This window comes from Pseudomonas sp. FG29 (genome assembly GCF_057809355.1).
Genome location: NZ_JBMDJU010000001.1, coordinates 356,097 through 382,261, shown reverse-complemented (window position 1 = coordinate 382,261; position 26,165 = coordinate 356,097). Strand labels below are relative to the sequence as shown.

The window sequence follows — 26,165 nt, the reverse complement described above, 5'->3', positions numbered from 1 at the left end:
AGGACGCCGCCATGCCCCAGGCACTGCCCCTCTCCCGCGCACTGCTCCTGCTGAGCTGCATGACCTGCGCCCTGCTCGCTCAGGCAGATCCTGCCGCCCTGCGTACGCTCGATCCCCAATGGCAGGAGCAGCAAGAGCTCCCTAGTCAGCAGATTCTCCAGCGCAGCCAACCTCCGGCCGTTGAAATCTCGGTGCCCAGCAAGCGTGGCAGCGCCTCTCTGGAGCCCATGTACTCGGCCCAGGCCGGTAGCTGGCCGTTCGAGCCCTTCGTGCACAATGGCCTGTTCCGTGCCATCGCCAGCTACCAGGCGCAGCATCCACAGGCGCTGGTCATTCGCGGTGGCGCCATCACCCTGGCGCAACTGCAAGCGCAACTGAACGACCCGAAGGTTCTGCGACGCCACCAGGACGGCTACCTGCTCAGCTACCCGCTGATGATCGGCGAAGACGCTGCCCTGCTGATCGATGACCAGGTGCTCTACCTGTTCGCCCCCTCCGGCACCGCGCTGATCAACCAGGGCGTGCTGCAGGTGCGTAACTCACGTCTGGAAAGCTGGAGTGACGGCCGCGCCCTGAATACCGACCGCCCCACTCGCCCTTTCATCATGAACTGGGCTGGCAGCAGCCTGAGCCTGGATAACGCCCACCTGGTCAAGATCGGCTACAACGCCAACTTCTCGCGTGGCATCAGCAGCGGCCTGAGTCCCCAGCAGTCACCCAGCCAAGCGCCTGCGCGCATCCTCATCAGCAACAGCCAGTTCGACAACATGGCCAGCGCCCTGGAACTGCGCCACAGCGATGCGCAGATCCGCGACAACCGCTTCAACCAGCAACAGCAGTACGCCATCGACCTCGGCAATAGCCGCTTCATCATTGCCGACAACCGTATCGACGGGGTCAAGCACAACAGCGGCATCCGCATCAGCGGCAGCAGCAGCGGGCGCATTCGTGACAACCTGATCCTGCACACGGGCAAGAGCGCCATCGAAGTCACCGAACAGAGTGGCGCCCTGCTGATCCGCGGCAACCTGATGGGCGCCTCCCTGGGCTACGGCATGATGCTGCGGCAGATCAAAGACGGCAGCCAACTGCTGATCGAAAACAACCTGATCGCCAACAGCCGCCTGAGCGCCATCGATGCTGGCGAACTCAATGGGGCCTGGATCCTCGGCAATCGCATCAGCTCCACCCCCGAGTACGCCATCAGCCTGCGCAACGGCCAGCCAGCCGCCGGCGAACTGGTGATCACCGGCAACACCCTGGAAAACATCGGCAAGGCCATGATCCGCGTCGAAGGCATGCAGCACACCGTACTCGGCGACAATCAGTTCCGCGCCAACCCACTGCTGCAGAACCTGCTGATCGGTGACCTGCTGCCTCTGCAGAGCCAGATTCTCGACAGCACCGTGCGCCGTCATTGCCATCTGCAGATTTCCCGGACGCCAGCGAACAAAACCGTCGCCAGCGATGCTCCCAACTGCAGTAATTAGCAAGGGCTCCCTTGGGTGGCATTCGCCACTCAAGGGTCACTGGCGGTGTTCAACCTGCAAATCCGTGAAAACCGCCGCTCCCGCGTTGGTTTCATTGCCGCTGTTGTCGAGGGTGTAAACCCCAGCCTTGAAATACAGGCCATAACTGGCCCAGGCCTTGTTTACCGAGGCACTCCAGGTTTTCACTGCGCCACCTGGCTCGACCAGGCCAATGGTCAGTTTGCCACTCTTCGAGAGCTGCACTTCATACCTGAAGTCCTGATTCAGCCTGACGTTGCTCGACAGCACGATCTTCGTGGAGTCGGCAGAATCAGGATGCCCGCGAAACGCGATCACCACATTGCCGTAGCCACTTTGGGGAAGATATTGATAACCCAACATCAGCAGCGGCGAACTGCTCTGCTTGGCGTGAATCTGAGAGAACGCCAGTATGCCGCTGGCCGGTACCTGCGTGATTCTGGCGGTAGCGCTGAGCACATCATTGGCTGCCGTATAGGACCAGTTGCGCAGGACACCATCGGCATAGGTTTCGCGTAACTCACTGCGCGGGAAAGTCGAGTTGAGGGTGGTCGAACCATTGGCCGGCGCCCAGAAGAAGATCCGCCCGTCCCGGGATTGGAAATAGTTGTCCTGATATCCGCCGGCTAGCAAAGGGGTATCGATGACGGTCGCAGGTTGACCTACGGGAATGGTCAAGTTCCAGGTAGCAAGATCGATCATGATTGAAGTCCATGGATAAAACGGCCGCCAAAGGCCCACTCAGCCCCGCCAGACAGCGAACCTAGACCGGAGGTCAAGGGCTCTGACTTGCAGTGAGCTTATCTTCAGCTTTGACGGGGATTAACGACCACTCATCGCCATATTGACGCCTATTTTTTGACATTGCCATGCACGCGTTGGCTCGCCCCTCCCTTTGCCTCGCCCCACAACGCATATTTGCTGGCATCGCGCACGAGGCACAGAAAAACCAGACTCCGTACTGCTCAGGCAAATGCCAGGAATGTGAACGAATCGAGGATTTACCCGCAGCTCACCACTCCAGTTGCAACGCGCTGTGGAACTCGCGCTCTTGCGCGCTGACCGGGTCGCTGAAACACAAGCCACGCGCCAGCAGCTTGAGCGGTTTGCTGTAGTCGTCGGCCTGCTGGCGGGTGCTGCTGAGTTGTGGGTAGAAGTCGTCGCCCTGGATCGGCGCACCGAGGCCGGCCAGATGCACGCGCAACTGGTGTTTGCGCCCGGTCACCGGCGACAGGCCGTAGCGCCAAAATTGGCCACGTCGCTCCAGCACCTCGATATGCGTCTCGCTGTTGGCCTCCCCCACCACCTCCTGCATGCGGAAGAAGGGCTCGCCCTCGACCATGCGCGAACGGTGCACGTAGGGAAATTCGAGCTGCGGCAACGCCGGAGCGATGGCCTCGTAGCGCTTGTGCACCTCACGCTGGCGAAACAGCGCCTGATACGCGCCGCGCGTACTCGGCTGAACCGAGAACAGCACCAGACCGGCAGTCAGGCGGTCGATGCGGTGGATCGGCACCAGATCCGCGTTGCCGGTACGCCTGACCAGACGCGCCAATAGCGTCTGCTCGACGTATTCACCGGCCGGCATCACCGGCAGGAAGTGCGGCTTGTCGACCACCAGCAGGTGCTCGTCCTGCCACAGCACCTGTTCCTCGAAGGGAATCGGCGTTTCTTGCGGCACTTCGCGGAAGTAGCGCACCTTGAGCCCGGCGCGATAGGGATGCGTTGCATCGAGGGGCGCACCCTCGGCATTCAGCACCCGTCCGCGTGCCATACGTTCGAGCCAGGTGGCGCGGTCGATGGCCGGGAAGTGGTCGCACAGGCAGTCGAGCACCGTGGCCCACTCGCCCTGCGGCAGGTGAAGGGTGCTGGGACGCATGGCGGGGCTGGACATGAATGATCGACCGAAAGCGGGAAACCGGCGCATTAGGCCGCAGCAGGCGCGTCTCGTCAAAGCAAACGGCTTGAGCCGCGAACGCGCTGTGGCTATGGTGGCGGCTTCCTTCGGAGGCCCCCATGTCCATCACCCGCAGCCTGTTCGCCACCCTCGCCCTGCTCCCCCTCGTGACCGCCTGCCAGGTTTATACCGGCAAGCCCGAAGGCCCGCCGCCGGCCACGCGCCTGCAAGGTGAGGTGCAAGTCCAGAACGGCGCCCTGCTGTTCACCCCCTGCCAGGAGCAACGTCGCTTTACCCTGGTCGACGCCAGTGGCAGCGGTATCGAGCGCGAAGCCATGGATCTGATGGCAGACGGACACAGCAACCTGTTCGCCGATGTCGCCGGACAACTGGGTGGCAGTCAGGGTCAGGGCAGCGATGGCCGCTTCGAGGTCATCCGCCTGTATCGCCTGCAGGGCGAAGGTCATGGCTGCGACGACCTCAACTTCAAGCGCCTGACCTTGCGCGCCAGTGGCAACGAGCCGTTCTGGCAGGTGGAAGTCGGCAGCAAGGGCCTGGTGCTCAACCGTCCGGATCACGAGCCGCTGGCCCTGCCCTATCTGGAAGAACAACTGCCGGACGAACGCATCAGCTTCAGCAGCGAGGCCAACGGCCAACGGCTGGAGCTGTGGGTCGCGCCGCAGCGCTGCGTCGACGCCATGAGTGGCACGGTCAACCACCTCAGCGCCGAACTGCGCCTCGATGGCCAGGTGCTGCGGGGTTGCGCCCACTTCGGCGGCATGCGCAATTGACAGGCGCGCGTGCCGGTAGTGCACCGGCACGCGACTTCCGTCATCTTTTGCCACTGCCGGTTGGCCAGGTCTCGGGCTCTGCACCTAAGCTGAAAGAGCCAATGATGGAAGGAGACCGCCATGCTACGCATTGCCCTGAATGGATATGGGCGTATCGGCCGAGCCCTGGTACGCGCGCTGGTGCAACGCGACCTGCAACAACGCATCCGCCTGGTCGCGATCAATGACCTCGGCGACCACGCCACCCTCACCCACCTGACCCGCTTCGACTCCACCTTCGGCCGCTTCCCCGGCGATGTCGACCTGATCGGCGAGCAACTGCACCTCGGCGGCCAGGCCATCCACCTGCTTAGCGAGCGCGAAGCCTTCAACCTGCCGTGGAACCGCCTGGGCGTCGATCTGGTGCTGGAGTGCTCGGGCAAGTTCAAGAAACGCGAGCAGGCCGAGCAGCACCTGACCGCCGGCGCCCAGCGCGTGCTGCTCTCGCATCCGCTGGAAAGCGCAGACCTGACCGTGGTCTACGGCGTCAACCATCAACTCCTGAGCAACCAGCAGCAGGTCGTTTCCAACGCCTCCTGCACCACCAACTGCCTGGCGCCACTGGCCAAGGTGCTGCACGAGGCGGTGGGCATCCGACAGGGGTTGGTCAACACCGTGCATGCCTACACCAACGACCAGAACCTGCTGGACAAGGCCCACGACGACCTCTACCGCGCCCGCGCTGCAGCGCTGTCGATGATCCCCACCAGCACCGGCGCGGCGAAGACCATCGGCCTGGTGCTGCCGGAACTGGCCGGTCGCCTCGACGGTCTTTCCGTGCGGGTGCCAACACCCAACGTGTCGCTGCTCGACCTGACCTTCAACGCCGAACGCCCGGCCAGCCGCGAAGCCATCAACGCCGCCCTGCAGGACGGGGCCAAGGCGCTGACACCGGGGGTGATGGAGTGCAACGAGCTGCCGCTGGTGTCCAGCGACTTCAACGCCTATCCGGTGTCGTGCGTGGTCGACCTCAACCACACCCGCGTACAGGACGATCTGGTCAAGGTGCTGGCCTGGTACGACAACGAATGGGCCTTCGCCAACCGCATGCTCGACGTGCTGCTGCACTGGCATCACCTGAGCCGCGCTGACAATCGCGGCTAAAGCCCCTCCCACACAAGCCTCCTGCGATCCTGTGGGAGGCGCTTCAGCGGCGACAGCTCTGCTACGCCGAGCGACGACCGGCACGCGGCGATCCTGTACAATCGCCGCCCTTCTTTACACCCTGCCGGATCACCACCGGCCCTGCTGGATACCCGCCATGATTCGCCTGACCGAACTGAAACTGCCGCTCGACCATCCAGAGGAAGCCCTGCGCCCGGCCATCGTCCAGCGCCTGGGCATCGAGGATGCCGAGCTGCTCGCCTTCGCCGTATTCAAGCGTAGCTACGATGCGCGCAAGAAGTACGGCGACATGCCGTTCATCTACACCGTTGACTGCGAAGTGAAGAACGAAGCAGTGCTGCTCGCCCGCCTGAGCGATGACAAGCATGTCGGTCCAGCACCGGACATCGCCTACAAACCGGTGGGCAAGGCCGAAACGCCGCTGGATGAACGCCCCATCGTCGTCGGTTTCGGCCCCTGCGGCATCTTCGCCGCGCTGATCCTGGCTCAGGCCGGTCTGCGCCCTATCGTACTGGAGCGCGGCAAGGAAGTGCGTCAGCGCACCAAGGACACCTGGGGCCTGTGGCGCAAGAACGTGCTCGACCCCACCTCCAACGTGCAGTTTGGCGAAGGCGGCGCCGGCACCTTCTCCGATGGCAAGCTGTACAGCCAGATCAAGGATCCCAACCACTACGGGCGCAAGGTGCTGGAAGAGTTCGTCAAGGCCGGCGCGCCGGACGAGATTCTCTATGTCAGCAAGCCGCATATCGGCACCTTCCGCCTGACCGGCGTAGTCGCCACCATGCGTGAGGAGATCAAGGCCCTTGGCGGCGAGGTGCGCTTCCAGCAGCGCGTCAGCGACCTGCTCATGGCAGACGGCCAACTCAGCGGCGTGGTGCTGGAAAACGGCGAGCAACTGCTCAGCAAGCATGTCGTGCTCGCCCTCGGCCACAGCTCGCGCGACACCTTCCGCATGCTGCATGCCCGCGGCGTGTACCTGGAAGCCAAGCCGTTCTCGGTGGGTTTCCGCATCGAGCACCCGCAATCGCTGATCGACCGTGCTCGCCTGGGCAAGTACGCCGGGCACCCGAAAATCGGCGCCGCCGACTACAAGCTGGTGCACCACGCCAGCAACGGTCGTGCGGTGTACAGCTTCTGCATGTGCCCGGGCGGTACCGTGGTCGCCGCCACCTCCGAGCCGGAGCGCGTAGTCACCAACGGCATGAGCCAGTACTCGCGCAACGAGCGCAACGCCAACGCCGGCATCGTCGTCGGCATCACCCCCGAGCAGGACTACCCGGGCGGCCCGCTGGCCGGCGTGGAACTGCAGGAGCGCCTGGAGTCGCACGCCTACGTGCTCGGCGGGCGCAACTACGAGGCGCCGGGGCAATTGGTCGGCGACTTCATCAAGGGCACGCCGTCCACAGCACTTGGCGAAGTGCAGCCGTCGTACAAGCCGGGCGTACGCCTGGGCGATTTGGCCCCCTCGCTGCCGGACTTCGCCATCGAGGCGATCCGCGAGGCGATCCCGGCCTTCGCCAAGCAGATCAAGGGCTTCGACCTGGCCGATGCGGTGCTCACCGGCATCGAGACGCGCACCAGCTCGCCGGTGCGCATCACCCGTGGCGATGACCTGCAAAGCCTGAATCTCAAGGGTCTGTACCCGGCCGGTGAAGGCGCGGGCTATGCCGGCGGCATTCTCTCTGCGGGCGTCGATGGCATCCGCGTGGCCGAGGCGGTGATCAAGGATATGCTCGGCTAACCCTGATCACGACTGCGTCTCCTGTAGGAGCGGCTGGGCGGCATTCCGCTTCAGCCGAGAAGCGTTTGTTTTACCGGCCTCGTCCAGCCGCTCCTACAGCTGTTTCTGTCGGCTTCTGCCAAAACGCAGCCGCAACAGCCCTGCCGGCAATGCCAGAACCAGCACACCCACACCGACCACCAGCAGGCTGCGCAGCGGCATGCTGGTGAAGCCATTGGCCCAGTACAGCGCCCATAGCGCCAGGCAAATGCAACAGCCGATCAGGCCGCTGCGTTGACTGCGGCAACTGATCAACCAGATCGCATTGGCCAGCGCCAGAATGGCAAATACATAGAGCGAATGGTGCAGCTGCAGGCCGTAGCTGATATCGCGACGAATGCTGCCAGCCATCTGCCGATAAGCACCGAAAGCACTGTTGTAGAGCACCAGTGCCAGCACTGGCTGCAGCACAGCCAGTGAGGTAATCGCAGCCAGACGCTTGATCATCATGCGTTCGCTGCGGCTACACCCTCACTGCTCCCAGGGGCGACCGCGAGTGTTCTCATTCATCGGCAGCTTCTGCTGCAGCGCAGCCTTGGCCAGCATATGCGCGCTGACCGGCGCGGTGATGAACAGGAACAGGGTGATCAGCAGCTCGTGCAGGCTGATGCCATTGCCGCGCGTGCCGAAGTAGATCAGCGAAGCGATGACCATGCCGCCCACGCCCATGGTGGTGGCCTTGGTCGGGCCATGCAGGCGCATGAAGAAATCCGGCAGACGATACAGGCCGATGGCGCCCACCAGGGCGAACAGGCTGCCGATTAGCAGAAACAGGGCGACCAGGCCTTCGATCCAAGTTTGCATACAGCAATCTCCGTAGAACGATTCAACGATCTCGCGAGCTAGCTCCATGCAAGGCAAAAACAGGCGAGGACGCGGAGTTTACGAGTTGTAAATGAGCATCCGAGCCTGTTTTTAACGCAGCAGGGCCGACGCGCAGCAGATCGTTCTTATTCGATGATGTCGCCGCGCAGCAGATACTTGGCCACTGCAACGGTACCGATGAAGCCCATCACCGCGATCAGCAGCGCTGCCTCGAAATACAGATCGCTGCCCAGCCAGATGCCAAACAGCACCAGCAGCGCAATGGCGTTGATGTACAGGGTATCCAGGGCCAGGATGCGGTCAGGCATGTCCGGCCCCTTGATCAGCCGGGCCAGGGTCAGCACCAGCGCCAGGCCCATGATGGCCAGGCAAATCGGGATCACGAACGCGAGCATGCGAACACCTCCAGCAGCGGGGCTTCGTAACGGGTCTGAATGGTGCGCACCAGTTCGGCTTCGTCGTCCACGTTGAGGCTGTGGATCAGCAGCGTGCGCTTGTCGTCGCTGAGGTCGGCCGAAACGGTGCCCGGCGTCAGCGAAACGATACTGGCGAGCATGGTCAATGCCAGTTCATCGTCCAGTTGCACCGGTACTTCGACGAACGCCGGGCGCAGACGACTGGTCGGACCGAGGATGAGCTTGGCCACTTCCAGGTTGGCCACCACGATGTCGCCCAGTACGCGCAACAGGAACAGGCACAGCTTGATGGGCTTGCGGATCTGCGGCGGGTTGATCCAGAACACCTGGCTGACCAGCGGAATCAGCCAGCCCAGGAAAGCCCCCAGCAGGCAATGGCCAAGGCTGAAGTCGTTCACCAACAGCAGCCAGACGCCGAGCAGGCACAGGCTCAGCAGCGGATGCGGCAACCAGCGACGTGCGTTCATGCACCACCTCCGCTGCGCAGGATCATGTGATAGCTCCCCAGGTCATGCAGTTGCGCCACCGTGGCCGCCAGGTAGTCCAGCGCAGGCGCGGCGCAGAGCACCAGCAGCGGGCTCATCAGCAGCAGGCCGATGGCCGCGACCAGGCGGCCTTCGTCCAGTTCGGCGCTGTCGAGTTGGCTCAGGCCAACGCGCCAGAACAAAGTGCTGCCAGCACGGCTGAGGCTGATCAGGGTCACCAGACCGCCGATCAGCACCACTGGCCACAACAGCGCCGCTTGCCAACCAGTCCCGGCAGCCTTGAGCAGCAGCACCTTGCCGAAGAAACCGGACAGCGGCGGCAAGCCCGCCACGGCAATGGCACCGGCGAAGAACAGGGCACCGAGGATATGCGGGTTCTGCAGCGCCGGCCCCTGGATCAGTTGACCGACCTTGATACCGCGCTGGCGGCTGATCAGATCGGCGATCAGGAACAGCGCACCCGCTACCCAGGTGCTGTGGATCAGGTAGAACAGCGCGGCCTGCAGCGCCTCGGGCGTACCCAGCGCCATGCCGGCGAGCAAGGTGCCCACCGACAGCACCACCAGATAGGCGAGCATGCCCTGCAGCGTGACCGAGGCGAAGGCGCCAATGGCGCCCAGCGCCAGGGTCAGCAGGGCCAGCGGCCACAGCCACTCCTGCACCAGGTTCGAGAGGTTGCCGGCCTCGTCGCCGAATACCAGGGTGTAAACACGCAGGATCGAATACAGGCCGACCTTGGTCATGATCGCGAACAGCGCCGCCACCGGCGCAGTGGCCGAGGCATAGGCGCGCGGCAGCCAGAAATACAGCGGCAGGAACGCCGCCTTGAGGCCGAACACCACCAGCAGCAACATGGCCGCCGCGGCGATCAACGGCGCATGATCGGCACCGGCTGCGGCGACGCGCTGCGACATGTCGGCCATGTTCAAGGTACCGGTCACGCCATACAGCGTACCCACGGCGATCAGGAAGAACGCCGAGCCGACCAGATTGAGCACCACGTAATGCAGCCCCGCACGCACCCGATCCTTGCCGCCGCCATGTAGCAGCAGCGAGTAGGAGGCGATCAGCAGGATCTCGAAGAAGACGAATAGGTTGAACAGATCGCCGGTGAGGAAGGCGCCATTGATGCCCAGCAACTGGAACTGGAACAGGGCGTGGAAGTTACGTCCGCGCTCGTCATCGCCACGCATCGCGTAGAGCACAGCGAACAGCGCCAGCACCGAGGTCACGGTCAGCATGAGCGCGCTGAGGCGGTCGAGCACCAGCACGATACCGAACGGCGGCTGCCAGTTACCCAGGGCATAGACCTGAATGGCGCCCTGGTCGGCCTGCAACAGCAACCACAGGCTCAATGGCACCAGCAAGACGCTGCTGGCGACGGAAACCAGCCGCTTGAACGGCATGTCGCGACGCGCCGCCACCAGTAGCAGGCTGCCCGCCAGCAGGGGCAGGAGAATCGGCAGGATCAACGCATGATTCATCGATGCTGCTCCCGGCCATCGACGTGGTCGGTGCTCAGCTCACCGACGCTGCGCAGTGCCAGCACCACGACGAACGCGGTCATGGCAAAACCGATGACGATGGCGGTCAGCACCAGCGCCTGCGGCAGCGGATCGACATACTGCGAACCGCGCCCGATCACCGTCGAGGCGCCGCCTTGCAGACGACCCATGGCGAACAGGAACAGGTTGACCGCGTAGGAAATCAGGGTCAGGCCCATGACCACCGGGAAGGTTCGGGCGCGCAGCAGCAGATAGACCCCGCTCGAGGTCAGGATGCCGAGCGCCACGGCAAACAGCGCTTCCATATCAGAGTACCTCCTGTCCGGGCTTTTCCTGGGTCAGCTTGCCCAGGTTGGCGAGGATGAGCAGGGTCGCCCCGACCACGGTCAGGTAGACGCCCAGGTCGAACAGCATGGCGGTGGCCAGCTCGATCTCCCCCACCAGCGGAATGTTGAAGTGACCGAATGCCGAGGTCAGGAACGGCCGTTCGAACAGCAAACTGCCCAGCCCCGTAGCAGCGGCGATGAGCACGCCGGCGCCGGCCATACGGTGGTAATTGAGCGGCAGACGCGACTGCGTCCACTGCACGCCGCTGGCCACGTACTGCAGGATCAACGCCACGGCGGTGACCAGGCCGGCGATGAAGCCGCCACCTGGCAGGTTGTGACCACGCAGGAAGATGAACACCGAAATCAGCAGCGCCATCGGCAGCAGCACGCGCGACAGGGTGGCAAGGATCAGCGGGTGGCGATCACGCGCCCAACTGCGTCCCTCGGCGTCGGCATTGGGCTGGAACAGGCGCAGGCCATCGAGCATCGCGTAGATGCCGACACCGGCGATGGCCAGCACGGTGATCTCGCCGAGGGTATCGAAGCCCCGGAAATCCACCAGAATGACGTTGACCACGTTGGTGCCACCGCCGCCGGAAACGCTGTTGGCCAGGAAGTAACCGGCGATCGTTTCGTAAGGGCGGGTCAGCACGGCGAAGGCCAGCATCGACACCATCACCCCGCTGCCAATGGCCAGGCTGAAGTCACGCAATGCACGCATGCTGCTGGACTCGACGCGAGTCTGCGCCGGCAGGAAGAACAGCGCCAGCATCAGCAGGATGATGGTCACCACCTCCACCGACAGCTGCGTCAACGCCAGATCCGGCGCCGAGTAACGGGCGAATGCCAGGGCCACCATCAGGCCGACCACGCTGAGCATCAGCAGCGCCACCAGGCGCTGGCGATGGAAGATCACCGTGACCAGCGCCGCCAGGGTCATGATGCCCAGGCCCAGCGCGGTGATGCCATCGATCGGGCTCAGCGGCACCGAACCGCCCAGCTCAGGCAGCGGCCCCAGCGCCATCACCACCACGACGATGGCCGAACCCAGCAGGTAGGCGATGTAGCGTTGCAGCGAAGCATTGTCCAGGCGACGGGTCAGCGCCGTCGCACTGATGAACAGGCTGACCACCATGCGCTCGAACACCAGCTTGGCATCGACCTTGGGCATACCCGAATACCAGCGGAACAGCGGCTTGCGCAGGGCGTAGACCAGCACACCGCCGACCAGCGCCACCACGCTCATGATCAGCGGCAGGTTGATGCCATGCCAGATCGACAGGCTGTACTCCGGCAGGTTGCCCCCCAGGGTTGCCGAAGCCGCCGCGGCCAGCAGCGGCGCGACGGTATAGGCCGGCACGATCCCCACCAGCAGGCAGAGGAATACCAGCACCTCGACCGGCACCTTCATGTAACGCGGTGGCTCGTGCGGCGGGTATTTGGGCAGGTCGATGGGCTCGCCATTGAAGAACACGTCATGGATGAAGCGCAGCGAATAGGCCACCGAGAAGACCCCGGCCAGGGTCGCCACCGCCGGAATCACCCAGTTGAAACTGCCCAGCAGGTGCTGGTGCAGGGTTTCGGTGAAGAACATTTCCTTGCTCAGGAAGCCATTGAGCAAAGGCACCCCGGCCATTGCCGAAGCCGCTACCATGGCCAGCATCGCCGTGTGCGGCATGTACTTCCACATACCATTGATACGGCGCATGTCGCGGCTGCCGGTTTCATGGTCGATGATGCCGGCGGCCATGAACAACGAGGCCTTGAAGGTGGCGTGGTTGATGATATGGAACACCGCCGCCACCGCAGCCAGGCGCGTATCAAGACCGAACAGCAGGGTAATCAGGCCCAGGTGGCTAATGGTCGAGTACGCCAGCAGCCCCTTGAGGTCATGCTGGAACAGCGCCAGAGTCGCGCCGATCAGCAGCGTGGCCAGGCCGGTCAGGCTGACCAGGTAGAACCACCACTCGGAGCCGGCCAGCGCCGGGTACAGACGCGCCAGCAGGAAGACGCCGGCCTTGACCATGGTCGCCGAGTGCAGATAGGCCGACACCGGCGTCGGTGCGGCCATCGCATGCGGCAGCCAGAAGTGGAACGGAAACTGCGCCGACTTGGTGAACACACCCAGCAGCACCAGGATCAGGGCGAGTGGATACAACTCATGGGCACGGATCGCGTAACCCGCGGCGAGCACCTGCGACAGCTCGAAACTGCCAGCGATATGCCCGATCAGCAGAATGCCGGCCAGCAACGCCAGACCGCCACCGCCGGTGACGGCCAGCGCCATGCGCGCGCCCTTGCGTGCATCGGAGCGCGAACCCCAGAAGCCGATCAGCAGGAACGACGACAGGCTGGTCAGCTCCCAGAACACCAGCATCAACAGCAGGTTTTCCGACAGCACCACACCGAGCATGGCGCCCATGAACAGCAGCAGGAAGGCGAAGAATCGCCCCATCGGCTCGCTCTTGGACAGGTAATAGCGGGCGTAGAGGATCACCAGCAGACCGATGCCGAGAATCAGCAGGGCGAAGAGAAAGCCCAGGCCATCGAGGCGCAGGCTGAGGTTGAAGCCCAGTTGCGGCAACCACTCAAGCTTGGCCCGCAGCACGTCACCGGCGAATACACCCGGCTGCAGACTGAACAACAGCACCAGTGCAATCAACGGCGGCAGCGCAGCCGCAACGGCACAGGCCGAGCGCCCCAGGCGCTCGGTGAGCACGGGAAGAAACAGCCCCAGAAATGGCAAGGCGACGATCAACGCAAGCGCCATCAGCAAAACCCCTTATGCAGGCACGCCGGCCAGCCACGACCGGCGACGAGAATTGGAGTCGCAACTCCCTGACGGTGAACAACCACACACGACAACGACTCAGCTAAGTCGTTGTCGTGACAAGAATAACCACCGATTATCCATACCTATCGGTGGATCGTCATGCATTGAATTATTACTAAACACACCGGCAGCTGAATAAGCGAATCTATCTATCGCCCGATAGACGAACGCACATAAAAAAACCGGAGCAGCCTGTGACTGCTCCGGTTTCTTCGATCAGCGACTTCGGGCGCCTCTAAAAACGTAGGCGAGGCAGTCAGCACAAGGCAAAAACAAGCGAAAAAGCGGAGTTTACGAGTTGTAAATGAGCATTTTGAGCTTGTTTTTAACGCAGTGATGACAACGTAGATAGTTTTTAGAGGTGTCCGTTAGTGAGTAACGCGACTGGTGCCATTGACCGTCATAATGCGCACACGCTCACCGACGCGGAAGATCTGGTTCGGCTCGACTTCCTGCACATAGGCGCGCATGGTGCCGTCGTCTTCACGCACGGTGATTTCCACGCCTTGGGTGCGGGTCAGGCCTTCCTCGGCCGCCGCGCCCAGCAGGCCACCGGCCACTGCGCCGACCACCGCCATCACGACGCTACCGCGACCGCCACCGAGCGCACTGCCGCCGACACCACCGACGACCGCGCCAGCGCCAGCGCCGATTGGCGTCTTGGTACCCTCGATCTTCACCGGGCGCAGGGACTCGATGGTGCCCATGCGCACGGTCTGAACCTGGCGAGCCTCATCACGGCTGTAGGTGTCACCGGTCAGGCTCGAGGCGCAACCACCGAGCGCGAGAGTCGCGGCAACGAATACAGCCATAGCTGCGGGCTTACGCATGGTTTGTTTCCTCCATTGATGACTGATGCCTATTAGACTCCTTGCCTGGCCGAGTGTCACCCGGCGCGGCGCAAAGACGCAGCGCCGTACAGCCGGGCGACAGCTAGAATGCGACCTGCATCAAGGCAACAGAGTATTGCATGGACTATTTCATCATCGTCGTCACGACCGTCGCCGGCCTGGCCTTTCATGCCTGGCTGTATCTGCGCATGCGCCAATGGATCGACCGTGACCAGGCACTGGCGCTGGCCGGCGACAATCCCGACATGTGCCGCTACATGCTCGAATGCCTGGCCGCCGCCCGTCAGCAGAAGGTGCCGCGCAAGCAGTTGCCGGCCTTCCTCGAACGGGCCGCCGCGGCCTACCGCGAAGCTTCAGCCCCGCCCGGCGAGACGCCATAGGCGCGCGATATCCACGGCGCGCGCCTGCAGCTCGCCAGCAGCGCCTGCCATCGCCTGCTCCAGGCTCAGCGGCCCTGGTGCCAGGCTGAAGGCGGCTTCGATACCGGCGTCATACAGCGCCTGATAGTTGTCACCGAGGCTGCCCGCCAGGGCGATTACCGGTACGCCAGCGCCCTGTGCCACACGTGCCACGCCCATCGGCGTCTTGCCATGCAGGGTCTGCGCATCCATCCGCCCTTCCCCGGTTATCACCAGATCGGCACCCGCCACGGCCGTGGCCAGGCCGGACAGTTCGGCCACCAGCTCGATCCCCGGGCGGAAGGTCGCCTTGAGAAAGGCCCGCGCGGCAAAGCCGAGACCGCCCGCCGCACCAACGCCTGGGAAGGTGGCGTGGTCTTCGCCCAGCGTCGCCGCGACGATGCGGGCGAAACGCCCCAGGGCCAGATCCAACTCCTCGACATGCGCAGGCGTCGCGCCCTTCTGCGGGCCGAATACCGCCGAGGCGCCACGCGGGCCACACAGCGGGTTGTCGACGTCCGCAGCCACTTCCACCTGCACCGACAGCAGGCGTGCGTCCAGGCCACTCAGATCGAGTTGATCGAGCGCAGCCAGTGCCGCGCCGCCCGGCGGCAGCTCGCGCCCCTGTTCGTCGAGCAGGCGCATGCCCAACGCCTGCAACAAGCCTGCACCGCCGTCGTTGGTGGCGCTGCCGCCCAGACCAAGGATGATCCGCGAGGCGCCGGCATCGAGCGCCTGCAGAATCAGCTCGCCAGTGCCGTAGCTCGATGCCTGGCGAGCATCGCGTTGTTCGCGCGGTACCCAGTGCAGGCCACTGGCAGCGGCCATTTCGATGACCGCCGTACCGTTATTGAGCAAACCCCAGTGTCCCTGCACCGGCTGGCCCATGGGCCCACGCACCTGGCATTCGCGACGCTCACCGCCCACGGCGGCGAGCAATGCGTCGACCGTGCCCTCACCGCCATCAGCCATGGGCCGCAGCAGGCACTCGGCCTCGGGGAACACCTGTTGCCAGCCACGGGCGATGGCAGCCGCCACGTCGGGCGCGCTGAGGCTCTCCTTGAAGGAGTCGGGGGCAATGACGATTTTCATCTTGGGTACCTCGGCAGGGGCGAGCGACCGTATGGTCGCCCACCTGTGGAGCGGATTACAGCAGCACCAGGCTGAGCAGCCAGACGGTGAGCATGCCGGCGATGCCCTGAATCAGGGTCGCCAGGGTCTGAGCGCGGTAGGCGGTCGAGACCTTCATGCGGCTGAACTGGGTCACCACCCAGAAGAAGCTGTCGTTGGCGTGGGACACGGTCATCGCGCCGGCGCCAATGGCCATCACGGTCAGCACGCGGCCCATCTCGCTGTCCAGGCCCAGGTTGCCCAGCAGCGGCGCGACCATGGCCGAGGTGGTGACCAGTGCCACGGTGGAGGAGCCCTGCGCACTCTTCAGCGCAGCTGCCACCAGGAACGGCATGAACAGACCGATGCCCAGCGCCGACAGGGTGTCGCCCAGGTAGCCGGTCAGCGCGGTGGCCTTGAGCACCGCACCGAAGGCACCACCGGCACCGGTGATCAGCAGGATCGGGGCGGCATCCTTGAGGCCGTCGGCGACGAAATCATGGAACTGCTTACGTTTGTCCTCGCCCTTGAGCAGGCTGCAGGCCAGGGCCAGGCCGACCAGCAGCGCGGCAACCGGCTGGCCAAGGAAGCTCAGCACCTGGAACAGCCCCTCGGTACCGAACGGCTTGCTCGGGAAGGCGGCGATCGAACCCAGGCAAATCAGAGCGATGGGCACGAAGATCGGCGCGAAGGCCTGCCAGGCACTCGGCAGTTTGCCGTAACGGGCACGCAGTGCTTCGAAGTCGACGTTCTCGGCCAGCAGTTCGCTGGGGGCTTCCTCCAGCAGTTGGCTGTCATCCTGCTTGAGATAACGGTTGGCCCAGAGCATGCCGGCGAATGCGGTTGCCGCAGCGACCACCAGACCCACCAGGATCACCAGGCCCAGCGAGGCATCGAGGCCCAGGTTGCCGGCAGCGGCAATCGGACCGGGGGTCGGCGGCACGAAGGTGTGGGTGGCGTACAGGCCGGTGGCCAGGGCCACGCTCATGGCCACCACGGAGACTTTCATGCGCGCGGCCAGGGCATTCTTCAGCGAGTTGAGGATGACGTAGCCGGAGTCGCAGAACACCGGGATCGACACCAGGTAACCGATGATCGACATGGTCAGCGTGGGGAAGCGCTGGCCCAGCAGGCGGATCACCGTCTCGGCCATGGTGATGGCGGCGCCACTGCGCTCGAGAATCACGCCGATGATGGTGCCGAGCACGATGACGATACCGATGTAGCCGAGGATGCCCCCGAAGCCTGCGGTAATGGTCTTGATGATTTCAGCGCTGGGCAGCTGATAGGCGAAGCCGGCAATCAGCGCGGCGCCCAGCAGGGCCAGGAAGGGATGAAGTTTAAGGCGGGTAGTGGAAAGCACGATGAACGCGATCAGCGCCACCAGAATCAGGACCAGGCCCATGACCAGTCTCCTCGTTGTTGTTATGAGCGGATGTCACATCCGCTTGGGAATGCCGAACAGGCGGGCCATTGTGGCTCAGCGCGCCCCACTATCGCTCTGTGCACAGGCACCAACCGCCCCAACATGATCGCGCATCCCCCTGTGCATACGCACAACGCCATCATCTTGTAGGAGCGGCTTCAGCCGCGATCTTCTCCGATGCCGTGCCAATCCCATCGCGGATAAATCCGCTCCTACGACAGCGCGTCATGCAGCTATCTGCAGAGCTTCACCCCTGAGCCTTCGGCTCCAGCAGGCCGAGCCCCAGAGACAGCTGCAGGCGCTGCTCCAGACGATTGAGATCCAGCCCGCTCAGTTCGCCGATGCGCTCCAGGCGGTAACGCAGGGTGTTGCGGTGAATGCCCAATGCCTGGGCACAGGCCTGTGCCTGACCGTCGTGGGCGCACCAGGCTTCCAGGGTTTCGCGCAGGCTGCCCTGGGTGTCCTGCGCCAGCACCCGGCGCAGCGGCGCCAGCCAGCCTTGCAGCAACCAGTTGTGACGCTGGGCATAGAGCAGCGTAGGCAGGCGCAGCTCATCCAGGCGCAGCAAGCGGCGCTCGGGAAAGCGCGCCTGACCGTAGGCCAGCAGGTCGCGCAGCACCAGGCTGGCCTGGCGCAACTCGGTCAGATTGGCCAGAGGGTCGCTGAGCGACAAGCACTGCACGCCCCACTCGCGCTCGTCCGCCTGCGCCAGCCAGGCCTGATCGTCACGCGTGGCGCTGTAAGGTCGACACCAGAGCAGTTCGAAACGCCCCAGTGGCGCCACCAGATGCTCGCTCTTGGTCAGTGCAGCCAGCAGGCGCGCCTGACGCGGCAAGGGATCGCCCTCCTGGCTCAGTTGCAACAGACACATCTGCCTCGGCCAGCTCAGGTTCAGCCCCAGGCGTTCGGCTTCGGACGCCAAGCCCGCCAGGCCCTGCTGCGGATCGAGCAGATGGCGCAACCAGGCCTCCTGCTGATGCCGCTGCCAGTGTCGCTCGGCCTGTAGCACGCGATGCTCGACGAGCATCTCGGCAGCCATGCGCACCAGCTCGGCATAAGGCCGCACCGTTTCCGGATCGCCGGTGATGCCGAGCACACCAATCAGTTGATCGGCATGCAGCAGAGGCAGGTTCACTCCGGGCTTCACCCCACGCAGACAGGCTGCGGCCTGGGCATCGATCTCCACCACACGGCGGTTGGCCAGCACCAGTTGCGCCCCCTCGTGGCGAGTGTGCAGGCGACTGGGATCACCACTGCCGATGATCATGCCCTGTGCATCCATCACGTTGATGTTATGCGGCAGGATGGCCATGGCGCGATCGACGATGTGTTGCGCCAGGGTGGAATCGAGTTCGAGCATGGAGTGCGGCCTCGCGGGTGAGGCCGCCATTGTAGGCTGATCAGAAGCGCTTCACGATGGAGGCGCCGGGCGGCCTCACTCAGCGCTTGCCGGCGTTGCGGCCTCGACTGCCTTGTCGTCTGCTGGCACTTTCGCCTTGGCCTGATTGCGCCGCGCCTCCATGCGCTGACGTCTGGCCTGCTGCTTGGCATGCAACGCCTGCGGCGCAGTCACCACGCCCGCAGGCTGGCCTTGCAGATCGAGGCGTGGCGCATTCTCGGTCATGGCAGACCAGTAACGCCCACCGCGACACCAGGCGGCGATGCCCAGTTTGAGCTGCTCGAGGCTGATGCCCAGCAACTCCAGATGCTGCTCGGCATCCTTAAGAATCCCCTCTTTGAGCGGCACCTTGGGCGCTGGGTTGACCGGGAAGGCCAGAGGGAAATGCTTCTGCAACCGCCAGATCGCCTCGATAGCCGGCTCCTGCTCACGCGGCTTGGTCTTCTGCGGCGCCTTACGCTTCTGCGGCTTGGGGCTTTCGTTCTTTACCTGCGGCGCCTGCTTGTCCTGCTGTTTCTCGGCGCGCAGGCGGTCACGTAGCTCGGCTAATTGTTCAAAACCCATCGTTCGGTTCACAGCATCCTGGTTGGTTCGTGGCGCAAGGGTAGCCTATGTGCTCGATTCATTCAGCCTTCTTAGCGACTAGTGCGCTCGGCGGTCACAGGTTTGGGGGTAAGGGGGCATCTGTAGGGGCCGCTTTGGACCCAAATTTGTTCCACGGCGACGCGGACTGCGATTCAGCGCGCAGGGTGGACTCAGAAGCGCAAGCGAACAGTCCACCAGCCAGAACAAAAGGCGCACTGCTTCGCCGTCCTACGCGCTGGAACTCAAGGTGCCAGCCGCTCGCGAATCCAGGCCTCGCCCTTGAGACGGTAGTTGAGGCGGTCGTGCAGGCGGCTCGGGCGGCCTTGCCAGAACTCGATGCGCTCGGGCAGCAGGCGGTAACCGCCCCAGTGTGGCGGACAGTGCGGGGTCTGGTTGAGGAAGCGTTTTTCGGTTTCCGCCAGCAGGCTCTCCAGCTCGGCACGGTCGCGGATGACGCGGCTCTGCGGCGAGGCCCAGGCGCCAATGCGGCTGCCCAGCGGGCGTACCTGGAAGTAACCGTCGGATTCGGCCGGGGTGACCTGCTCGACACGCCCCTCGATACGCACCTGACGCTCCAGGCTGGGCCAGAAGAAGGTCATGGCAGCGAACGGCCGCGCCGCGAGCTGACGCCCCTTGGCGCTGTCGTAGTTGCTGAAGAAGGTGAAGCCGCGCTCGTCGAGGCCCTTGAGCAGCAGCACGCGGCAGTGCGGCCGGCCGTCGTCGTCGACGGTGGCCAGGGTCATGGCGTTCGGTTCGACCGGAGGTTGCTCGGTCTTTACCGCATCCTCGAACCACTGGCGAAACAGGGAGAGGGGTTCCAGCGGGGCCTGAGTCTCGCTCAGGCCGTCGCGGGTGTAGTCACGGCGCATATCGGCCAGGGTTTGGGTCATGACGCGTCCTCAATCCTTTGGAAATGCCCCCAAGCTTACTCCTACTTACCCTGTTTTCCTTGATCTACGGCAGCTACCTTGGGCGCCTCTTTCAACTCGGCCTTGGCCGGCTGGCTGTATTTGGCGATGAGGCCCTGCATGGTGTCGCGCGAGGTCAGGAGGATTTCCACGCGGCGGTTGAGGGCACGGCCAGCAGCCGTGTCGTTGGCCGCACGCGGTGCATCGGAGCCCAGGCCCATGACCTGCAGACGGTTCTGCTTGAGGCCGCTGAGGCGGAAGATCGAGGTGACGGCACGCGCACGCTGCTGGCTCAGCTCGCGGTTATCGGCGGCGTTACCACTGCTGTCGGCATGGCCGAGTACCACCACGGCAACGTCATTGTCGGCTTCGAGCAGCTTGGCGACACGGGTGATCGGCCCCAGGCTGGCTGGCAGCAGCATCTGCGGACGATCCGGGTTGAACGAGCCCTGCACCGGCGCGGTGACGACCAGCAGGTTCTCGCGGCGCTCGAGTTCGAAGTTGGTGCCCTTGACCGCTTCACGCAGCTTCGGCTCGTATTCGTCGAGCCAGGCGCGAGTGACCTGCGGCGGCGGCATCACGGCCGGCTTGGCGGCCTCTTCCTTTTTCTTGTCCGCACTGGAGCAGCCAGCGATCAGCAGGCAGCAGGTGAAGGCGATGATCTTGTTGCGCATGAAGCCCCCCAGGGTCTCAATCAATTCGAATTATTCATAACGCGACTGCCGAGCAGTGTAGACCGGCAGTTACAGGCATTGGGCCAATACCCGCGCCAGCTTCTGCGCGCGCGGATCCATCAGAACGTAGGGGCCCAGGTTGTTGATAACGAAGCCGAACGCGACATCGCGCTCGGGGTCGGCAAAGCCGCTTGAGCCGCCTGCGCCTGGATGGCCGAAGGCGTTGCCGCCGAGGCCGTAGGTGGCGTTGGCCACCTCGGCCTGGTCGAGCATGCAGCCGAGGCCGAAACGGGTGCGGGTGAGCAGGGTCTTGTCTTCGCCGACACCATGTTCACGGGTCATCTCGTTGAGCAGTTCGCTTTCCAGCAGGCTGCCGTCGAGCAGACCGGCATAGAAGCCAGCCAGGCTGCGCGCGTTGCCGTGGCCGTTCGCCGCTGGCTGCTGCATGCGCCGCCACTCGGGCTTGTTGGTGCTGGTCATGATCGATGGCGGGTTGGTGAACGAGCGCGTGCTCATGGCACTGGCGTCAGTCATCATCACCTTGAGCAGACGTTGCGCGGCGGCATCGCCGAGATTGCCCTTGCCGCGGGCGATATGCGCCACGCGGTCGAATTCGCTGTCTGCCAGGCCGACATGAAAATCCAGGCCCAGCGGCTTGGCGATGCGCGCGGCGATGCTCTCGCCGGGGCCACGCCCTTCGACGCGACGAATCAGCTCGCCGATCAGCCAGCCATAGGTGATCGGCGCATAACCCTGGCCGTCGCCAAGTGGCCACCAGGGGGCCTCAGCAGCCAGTGCGGCGGTCATCGTCGACCAGTCATAAAGGGCTTCAGCCGGCAGCAGCTCGCGCAGCGCCGGCAAACCGGCCTGGTGGCAGAGCAGGTGACGCAGGGTGATGCGCTCCTTGCCGGCGGCCGCGAACTCGGGCCAGTAGCGGGCTACCGGAGCATCCAGTTCGAGCTTGCCCTCGCCCACCAGTTGCAGGGCGACCACGGCGGCAAAGGGCTTGGTGCAGGAGAACAGGTTGGCGATGGTGTCGCTGTGCCAGGCCTGCTGGCCGTCCTTGTCCATCACCCCGGCCCAGATATCGATGACGGTTTCACCGCCGACCTGAATGCACAGCGCGGCACCGCGCTCCTGAGGATCGTCGAAAAGGCTGGCGAAGGCTTCCTTCACCGCCTCGAAGCGCAAGTCGAAATAACCCTGAACCTGCACGTTTGACTCCTTGAACGAAATTGCGCGCATTGTTCCAGCCAATGCGCCAGTTGGGAACCGTCAGCACCCCACAAAGGCCCGTGGTACGGGCGCTTCAGTGGATTTCCCGACGAAAGGGCGGCAAGGCATTGAGAATCGCCTTGCCGTAGCGCTGGGTGACCACGCGCCGATCCAGCAGGGTGATGGTGCCGCGGTCGGCCTCGGTACGCAGCAAACGCCCGCACGCCTGCACCAGGCGCAGCGAGGCGTCGGGCACGGCGATTTCCATGAAGGGGTTGCCGCCGCGCGCCTCGATCCATTCGGCCAGCGCCGCTTCGACCGGATCGTCCGGTACGGCGAAAGGAATCTTGGCGATCACCACGTGCTCGCAGTAGGCGCCGGGCAGGTCGACGCCCTCGGCGAAGCTGGCCAGGCCGAACAGTACGCTCTCTTCGCCGGAATCGACGCGCGCCTTGTGCTTGTTCAGGGTCTCCTGCTTGGACAGGTTGCCCTGGATGAACACGCGCTTGCGCCAGTCACGCTCCAGGCCGTCGAACACGTCCTGCATCTGCCGGCGCGAGGAGAACAGCACCAGCGTCCCGCGGCTGCCAGCCACCAGCGTCGGCAGCTCGCGGATGATCGCAGCGGTGTGCGCGGCGGCATCGCGCGGGTCGGCCTTGAGGTCGGGCACACGCAGCACGCCAGCATCGGCGTGGTGGAAGGGGCTCGGCACGATGGCGGTGACCGCCACCTTGGGCAGCCCGGCACGCATGCGGTAACGGTCGAAGGTGCCCAGCGCGGTCAGCGTGGCGGAGGTCACCAGGCAGCCGTACGCGACATTCCATAGGTTGCGACGCAGGGTTTCAGCGGCGAGGATCGGGCTGGCATTGACCTCGATGTCGTACAGCGCGCCGCTCTCGGCCAGGGTCAGCCAGCGCGCCATGGGCGGGCTTTCTTCCGGGTCTTCGGCGGTGAAGGCCAGCCACAGCTCCCAGTTGCCCTTGGCACGCGCCATCAGGCTGCCGAACAGCGGATACCACTCCTCGGCCTGGTGGCTGGCGATGCCCACGGCGCCCTCGCCGTCCATCGCTTCCTTGAGCAGTTCGGTGACGCCGGTAAACAGATCGTTGAGCTTGGAGAAGCCCTTCTTCAGCTCCAACCCCAGCTCAGTCAGATGCTCCGGCACCACGCCGCCGACGAAGCGATGACGCGGGCGTTCGCGCCCTTCCATGTCCTCGCCGGCTTTGAAGTCGGCAATCTCTTCGCAGGCGTTGAACATGAACTGCTGCTGGGTCTTCAGCTCACGGGCCAGCTCCGGCACCTGTTCGATCAGGCGGCCGAGATCGCCCGGCAGCGGGTTCTGCGCCAGCAGCTTGGTCAGGTTCTTGTCGATCTGGCTCAGCCAGTCGGAGGTACTGCGCAGGCGGGTGAAATGGGCGAAGTGGCCGATGGCCTTGTCCGGCAGGTGGTGACCTTCGTCGAACACGTAGAGGGTTTCGCGCGGATCCGGCAGCACCGCACCGCCGCCCAGCGCCAGGTCGGCCAGTACCATGTCATGGTTGGTGACGATCACGTCGACCTTACCCATGCCCTCGCGCGCCTTGTAGAAGGCGCACTGCTGGAAGTTCGGGCAATGGCGGTTGGTGCACTGGCTGTGGTCGGTGGTCAGTTGTGCCCAGCGGCTGTCTTCCAGCTCTTCGGGCCAACTGTCGCGGTCGCCGTCCCACTTGTTGCCGGCGAGCTTCTCGATCATCGCGGTGAACAGCTTCTGGCCCTGCTCGTCGACGTCGATCTTGAAGCCTTCATCCTCGAACAACTGGGCCGTGGCGCTCTGTGCGGCGCCGTCCTGCAGCAGGTTGTCGAGCTTGGACAGGCACAGGTAGCGGCCACGCCCCTTGGCCAGGGCGAAGCTGAAGTTCAGGCCGCTGTTGCGCAACAGATCGGGCAGATCCTTGTGCACAATCTGCTCCTGCAGGGCCACGGTAGCGGTGGCGATCACCAGGCGCTTGCCGGCCGCCTTGGCGGTAGGGATGGTGGCCAGGCTGTAGGCGACGGTCTTGCCGGTACCAGTGCCGGCCTCTACAGCTACCACGGCGGGGTCGCCCAGGCGCTTGCCCTCGTCGTCGCTCTTGATGGTGCCGAGCACCTTGGCGATCTCGGCGATCATCAACCGCTGGCCGTAGCGAGGCTTGAGCGACTTGGCCTCGAGGAAGCGGGAATAGGCGCCCTGGATCTGGGACTTGAGTTCAGTGCTGAGCATGGATTCTGAAACGAAAAAGGCTGGATAAATTTTCAGTATTCGCGGAGCGGCCGCTATCATAGCGCGCCAATCGATCCGGCGCAGAACCCTGTGCTGAACGAGCATGACAAGAATCGACAGGAGAAGCCCGATGACCTTCTACGCACCGCTCTACACCCTGCACCTGCTGGCAGCCCTGATCTGGGTCGGCGGCATGTTCTTCGCCTGGATGATCCTGCGCCCCGCCGCCGTCGAGGTGCTGGAAGCCCCTGCCCGCCTGCGCCTGTGGCTGAACGTGTTCAAGCGCTTCTTCGTCTGGGTCTGGGTCGCGGTGCTGGTGCTGCCGGTAACCGGCATGGGCATGCTGCATGCGGGCTACGGCGGCTTCGACGGCGCACCACGCTACGTGCACATCATGATGGGGCTGTATCTGGTGATGCTGGCGCTGTTCCTGCGTATTCAAGCCCTGCAACTGCCGGAGCTGCGCCGCGCGGTAGAAGCGGAGAACTGGCCGGCTGGCGGCGAAGTGCTGGGGCGCATCCGCCGTGTGGTGGGCAGCAACCTGCTGATCGGCCTGGCGCTGATCGCGCTGGTGGCCATGCGCCCATCCTTCTGAATCGGCGGACAAGCGCCGGGCTCGCACCCGGCGCACAAGCGCTTAAAAGCGCAGTACCTGCAAGTCGCCATCGGGGCCGGCGCTACCCGGACGCCCCGGCTTGCCTGGGCTGCCGTCCGGCGCACCCTTGACGCCATACAGCCAGCAATCCTTGGCTGCACCGCCACGCCCGGCCTTGCCAGCGCTGCCGGCTTCACCACCGGCACCACCGTCGAGCAGCACCTGCAACTTCTCCTGCGCCACTTCGTTCGGCACTTCCAGGATGACCTTGCCGCCCGGAGCACCCGGATGACCGTCGCTGCCATCCTGGCCGTCGTAACCGGCGCTGGCACTGCCCCAGGTGCAGCCACCGGGCTGACCGTGGGCACCATCGAGGCCGGCATAGCCGGGCCTGCCACGGCCGCCGCGCACGTCGAGGGTCAGCGACTCCACCGTCAGTTTGTGCATCTTCACGCGGATCTCACGGCCCGGTGTAGCCGGATGGTTGTAGGTACCTGCCGCGCCCTTGGCGCTGATCCAGGCGCCATCCGCGACATCGGCATCAAGCACTTCGATGCGCAGGGGCTGATCGCTCGGTGCCACACCGATACGGGCTTCACGGCCCATTAGCAATTGGCCGATATGCAGCTCGGTGACCGAGGGCGGGATCAGCAGGGTCGCCTGATCCGCCACTTCGAGCCGGTCGAGATACAGCACGCTTGCCGAAGTCGGCAGACGCATCAGGGTGTTGCTGGCGACACTGACCTGCGAGTTGGCCATGGCTGTCGCCGCGCAAAAGCACAGTGCATAGGCAAGTTTACGCATGAGCCACCTCCGCGTTCGCAACCGCTGGGGCTTCGGGCTTCGCTAGCGCATAGAGATGGAAGATACCGAACAGCATGACCTGGAAACGGTCATGCCAGGGGCTGGCGCCGGTTGCCGGTACCTTGACGAACAGCCACAGCTGCAGAGCATGCAGTACCAGCAGGCAGGCGGCGAGCAGGTAGATCATCTGCTGGAACGGGCTATCCAGCCAGTGCCCTAGTGCCGCCGCAAAAACCAGCCAGAACGCCCCGGCAAGCACCTTGCCAAGCATCATCAGTACCTTCATCGCCGCCCTCGTGTAAGCATTCTTCTAGTTGGGTGCAGCACGTTAACCGGTCGCGAGGGCAACCACCAGAGCAACACGCGATATCCAGGCGCCTGCACGCCAGAAATGACGAAGCCCCGCCTGGCCGGAGCCAGACGGGGCT

The 26,165-nt window shown here is 64.3% G+C and carries 26 protein-coding genes; 6 read left to right on the top strand and 20 right to left on the bottom strand.

Annotated elements, in window-relative coordinates:
- Positions 1-11 precede the first annotated feature (11 nt).
- A complete protein-coding gene (locus ACODS1_RS01890; RefSeq protein ID WP_489084306.1) occupies positions 12-1,490 on the top strand; it encodes a right-handed parallel beta-helix repeat-containing protein in 1,479 nt (492 codons plus the stop codon).
- Positions 1,491-1,526: 36 nt separating this feature from the next.
- Here the strand turns inward: ACODS1_RS01890 and ACODS1_RS01885 are convergent, their stop codons facing one another.
- Both ACODS1_RS01885 and ACODS1_RS01880 read right to left on the bottom strand, forming a co-directional pair.
- Positions 1,527-2,210: a polysaccharide lyase family 7 protein gene (locus tag ACODS1_RS01885; protein WP_489084305.1), complete on the bottom strand. Its 684-nt coding sequence runs from the start codon at positions 2,208-2,210 to the stop codon at positions 1,527-1,529.
- Positions 2,211-2,520: 310 nt separating this feature from the next.
- Positions 2,521-3,402, bottom strand: a complete 882-nt coding sequence (locus ACODS1_RS01880; RefSeq protein ID WP_489084304.1) for an RluA family pseudouridine synthase — start codon at positions 3,400-3,402, stop codon at positions 2,521-2,523.
- Positions 3,403-3,524: 122 nt separating this feature from the next.
- Here ACODS1_RS01880 and ACODS1_RS01875 point away from each other — a divergent pair, with 122 nt between their 5' ends.
- The 3 genes from ACODS1_RS01875 to ACODS1_RS01865 all read left to right on the top strand — a co-directional run bounded on the left by ACODS1_RS01875 (position 3,525) and on the right by ACODS1_RS01865 (position 7,101).
- Positions 3,525-4,196 carry a COG3650 family protein gene (locus tag ACODS1_RS01875; RefSeq protein WP_489084303.1) on the top strand — a complete coding sequence of 224 codons (672 nt, stop codon included), beginning with the start codon at positions 3,525-3,527 and terminating at the stop codon, positions 4,194-4,196.
- A gap of 120 nt (positions 4,197-4,316) precedes the next feature.
- Entirely contained in the window at positions 4,317-5,339 is a 1,023-nt protein-coding gene (gene gap, locus ACODS1_RS01870) for a type I glyceraldehyde-3-phosphate dehydrogenase (protein WP_489084302.1), read from the top strand.
- A 157-nt stretch (positions 5,340-5,496) separates the two neighbouring features.
- Positions 5,497-7,101, top strand: coding sequence for an NAD(P)/FAD-dependent oxidoreductase (locus tag ACODS1_RS01865; RefSeq protein WP_489084301.1), 1,605 nt, complete (start codon positions 5,497-5,499; stop codon positions 7,099-7,101).
- Between the two features lie 93 nt (positions 7,102-7,194).
- Here the strand turns inward: ACODS1_RS01865 and ACODS1_RS01860 are convergent, their stop codons facing one another.
- From ACODS1_RS01860 to ACODS1_RS01825, 8 genes are all read right to left on the bottom strand, one after another.
- Positions 7,195-7,590 (bottom strand): hypothetical protein, encoded by a 396-nt coding sequence (locus ACODS1_RS01860; RefSeq protein WP_489084300.1) that lies wholly within the window; start codon positions 7,588-7,590, stop codon positions 7,195-7,197.
- A gap of 21 nt (positions 7,591-7,611) precedes the next feature.
- Positions 7,612-7,944, bottom strand: a complete 333-nt coding sequence (locus ACODS1_RS01855) for a Na+/H+ antiporter subunit G (protein ID WP_489084299.1) — start codon at positions 7,942-7,944, stop codon at positions 7,612-7,614.
- A gap of 146 nt (positions 7,945-8,090) precedes the next feature.
- Complete coding sequence (locus tag ACODS1_RS01850) at positions 8,091-8,360, bottom strand: K+/H+ antiporter subunit F (protein WP_159973263.1); 270 nt, start codon at positions 8,358-8,360, stop codon at positions 8,091-8,093.
- The gene (locus ACODS1_RS01845) at positions 8,345-8,848 is read right to left on the bottom strand and encodes a Na+/H+ antiporter subunit E (RefSeq protein ID WP_489084298.1); all 504 of its coding nucleotides are present in this window, start codon (positions 8,846-8,848) and stop codon (positions 8,345-8,347) included. The genes ACODS1_RS01850 and ACODS1_RS01845 overlap by 16 nt, the downstream gene beginning before the upstream one ends.
- Positions 8,845-10,350, bottom strand: a complete 1,506-nt coding sequence (locus ACODS1_RS01840; protein ID WP_489084297.1) for a monovalent cation/H+ antiporter subunit D — start codon at positions 10,348-10,350, stop codon at positions 8,845-8,847. Before ACODS1_RS01840 ends, ACODS1_RS01845 begins: the two co-directional genes overlap by 4 nt.
- The gene (locus ACODS1_RS01835; RefSeq protein WP_322981560.1) at positions 10,347-10,676 is read right to left on the bottom strand and encodes a Na+/H+ antiporter subunit C; all 330 of its coding nucleotides are present in this window, start codon (positions 10,674-10,676) and stop codon (positions 10,347-10,349) included. The genes ACODS1_RS01840 and ACODS1_RS01835 overlap by 4 nt, the downstream gene beginning before the upstream one ends.
- A 1-nt stretch (position 10,677) precedes the next feature.
- Positions 10,678-13,470: a monovalent cation/H+ antiporter subunit A gene (locus tag ACODS1_RS01830; RefSeq protein WP_489084296.1), complete on the bottom strand. Its 2,793-nt coding sequence runs from the start codon at positions 13,468-13,470 to the stop codon at positions 10,678-10,680.
- Between the two features lie 431 nt (positions 13,471-13,901).
- Positions 13,902-14,363, bottom strand: coding sequence for an outer membrane lipoprotein (locus tag ACODS1_RS01825; protein ID WP_322981558.1), 462 nt, complete (start codon positions 14,361-14,363; stop codon positions 13,902-13,904).
- 140 nt (positions 14,364-14,503) lie between these two features.
- Here ACODS1_RS01825 and ACODS1_RS01820 point away from each other — a divergent pair, with 140 nt between their 5' ends.
- Positions 14,504-14,764: a hypothetical protein gene (locus tag ACODS1_RS01820; protein WP_489084295.1), complete on the top strand. Its 261-nt coding sequence runs from the start codon at positions 14,504-14,506 to the stop codon at positions 14,762-14,764.
- Here ACODS1_RS01820 and ACODS1_RS01815 read toward each other — a convergent pair.
- From ACODS1_RS01815 to dinG, 8 genes are all read right to left on the bottom strand, one after another.
- On the bottom strand, positions 14,738-15,874 hold the full coding sequence (locus tag ACODS1_RS01815) for a glycerate kinase (protein ID WP_489084294.1): 1,137 nt from the start codon (positions 15,872-15,874) through the stop codon (positions 14,738-14,740). The two genes, ACODS1_RS01820 and ACODS1_RS01815, sit on opposite strands and share 27 nt — an antisense overlap.
- A 55-nt stretch (positions 15,875-15,929) precedes the next feature.
- Positions 15,930-17,297: a GntP family permease gene (locus ACODS1_RS01810; protein ID WP_489084293.1), complete on the bottom strand. Its 1,368-nt coding sequence runs from the start codon at positions 17,295-17,297 to the stop codon at positions 15,930-15,932.
- 268 nt (positions 17,298-17,565) lie between these two features.
- Positions 17,566-18,678: a sugar diacid recognition domain-containing protein gene (locus ACODS1_RS01805; protein WP_322981554.1), complete on the bottom strand. Its 1,113-nt coding sequence runs from the start codon at positions 18,676-18,678 to the stop codon at positions 17,566-17,568.
- Positions 18,679-18,753: 75 nt separating this feature from the next.
- Complete coding sequence (locus ACODS1_RS01800) at positions 18,754-19,281, bottom strand: ProQ/FinO family protein (RefSeq protein ID WP_489084292.1); 528 nt, start codon at positions 19,279-19,281, stop codon at positions 18,754-18,756.
- Positions 19,282-19,544: 263 nt separating this feature from the next.
- Positions 19,545-20,192 (bottom strand): pyridoxamine 5'-phosphate oxidase, encoded by a 648-nt coding sequence (gene pdxH / locus ACODS1_RS01795; protein WP_489084291.1) that lies wholly within the window; start codon positions 20,190-20,192, stop codon positions 19,545-19,547.
- A 41-nt stretch (positions 20,193-20,233) separates the two neighbouring features.
- Positions 20,234-20,884 (bottom strand): OmpA family protein, encoded by a 651-nt coding sequence (locus ACODS1_RS01790; protein ID WP_489084290.1) that lies wholly within the window; start codon positions 20,882-20,884, stop codon positions 20,234-20,236.
- Between the two features lie 69 nt (positions 20,885-20,953).
- Positions 20,954-22,099 (bottom strand): serine hydrolase domain-containing protein, encoded by a 1,146-nt coding sequence (locus tag ACODS1_RS01785; protein ID WP_489084289.1) that lies wholly within the window; start codon positions 22,097-22,099, stop codon positions 20,954-20,956.
- A 94-nt stretch (positions 22,100-22,193) separates the two neighbouring features.
- Positions 22,194-24,338 (bottom strand): ATP-dependent DNA helicase DinG, encoded by a 2,145-nt coding sequence (dinG, locus tag ACODS1_RS01780; protein WP_489084288.1) that lies wholly within the window; start codon positions 24,336-24,338, stop codon positions 22,194-22,196.
- 130 nt (positions 24,339-24,468) lie between these two features.
- On the opposite strand from dinG, the gene ACODS1_RS01775 reads away from it, so the two are divergent.
- Entirely contained in the window at positions 24,469-24,933 is a 465-nt protein-coding gene (locus ACODS1_RS01775) for a CopD family protein (protein WP_322981531.1), read from the top strand.
- 42 nt (positions 24,934-24,975) lie between these two features.
- Here the strand turns inward: ACODS1_RS01775 and ACODS1_RS01770 are convergent, their stop codons facing one another.
- Together ACODS1_RS01770 and ACODS1_RS01765 are read right to left on the bottom strand one after the other, a co-directional pair.
- Positions 24,976-25,737 (bottom strand): collagen-like protein, encoded by a 762-nt coding sequence (locus tag ACODS1_RS01770; protein ID WP_489084287.1) that lies wholly within the window; start codon positions 25,735-25,737, stop codon positions 24,976-24,978.
- Positions 25,730-26,023, bottom strand: a complete 294-nt coding sequence (locus ACODS1_RS01765; RefSeq protein ID WP_489084286.1) for a DUF1145 domain-containing protein — start codon at positions 26,021-26,023, stop codon at positions 25,730-25,732. Before ACODS1_RS01765 ends, ACODS1_RS01770 begins: the two co-directional genes overlap by 8 nt.
- Between the last annotated feature and the right edge of the window lie 142 nt (positions 26,024-26,165).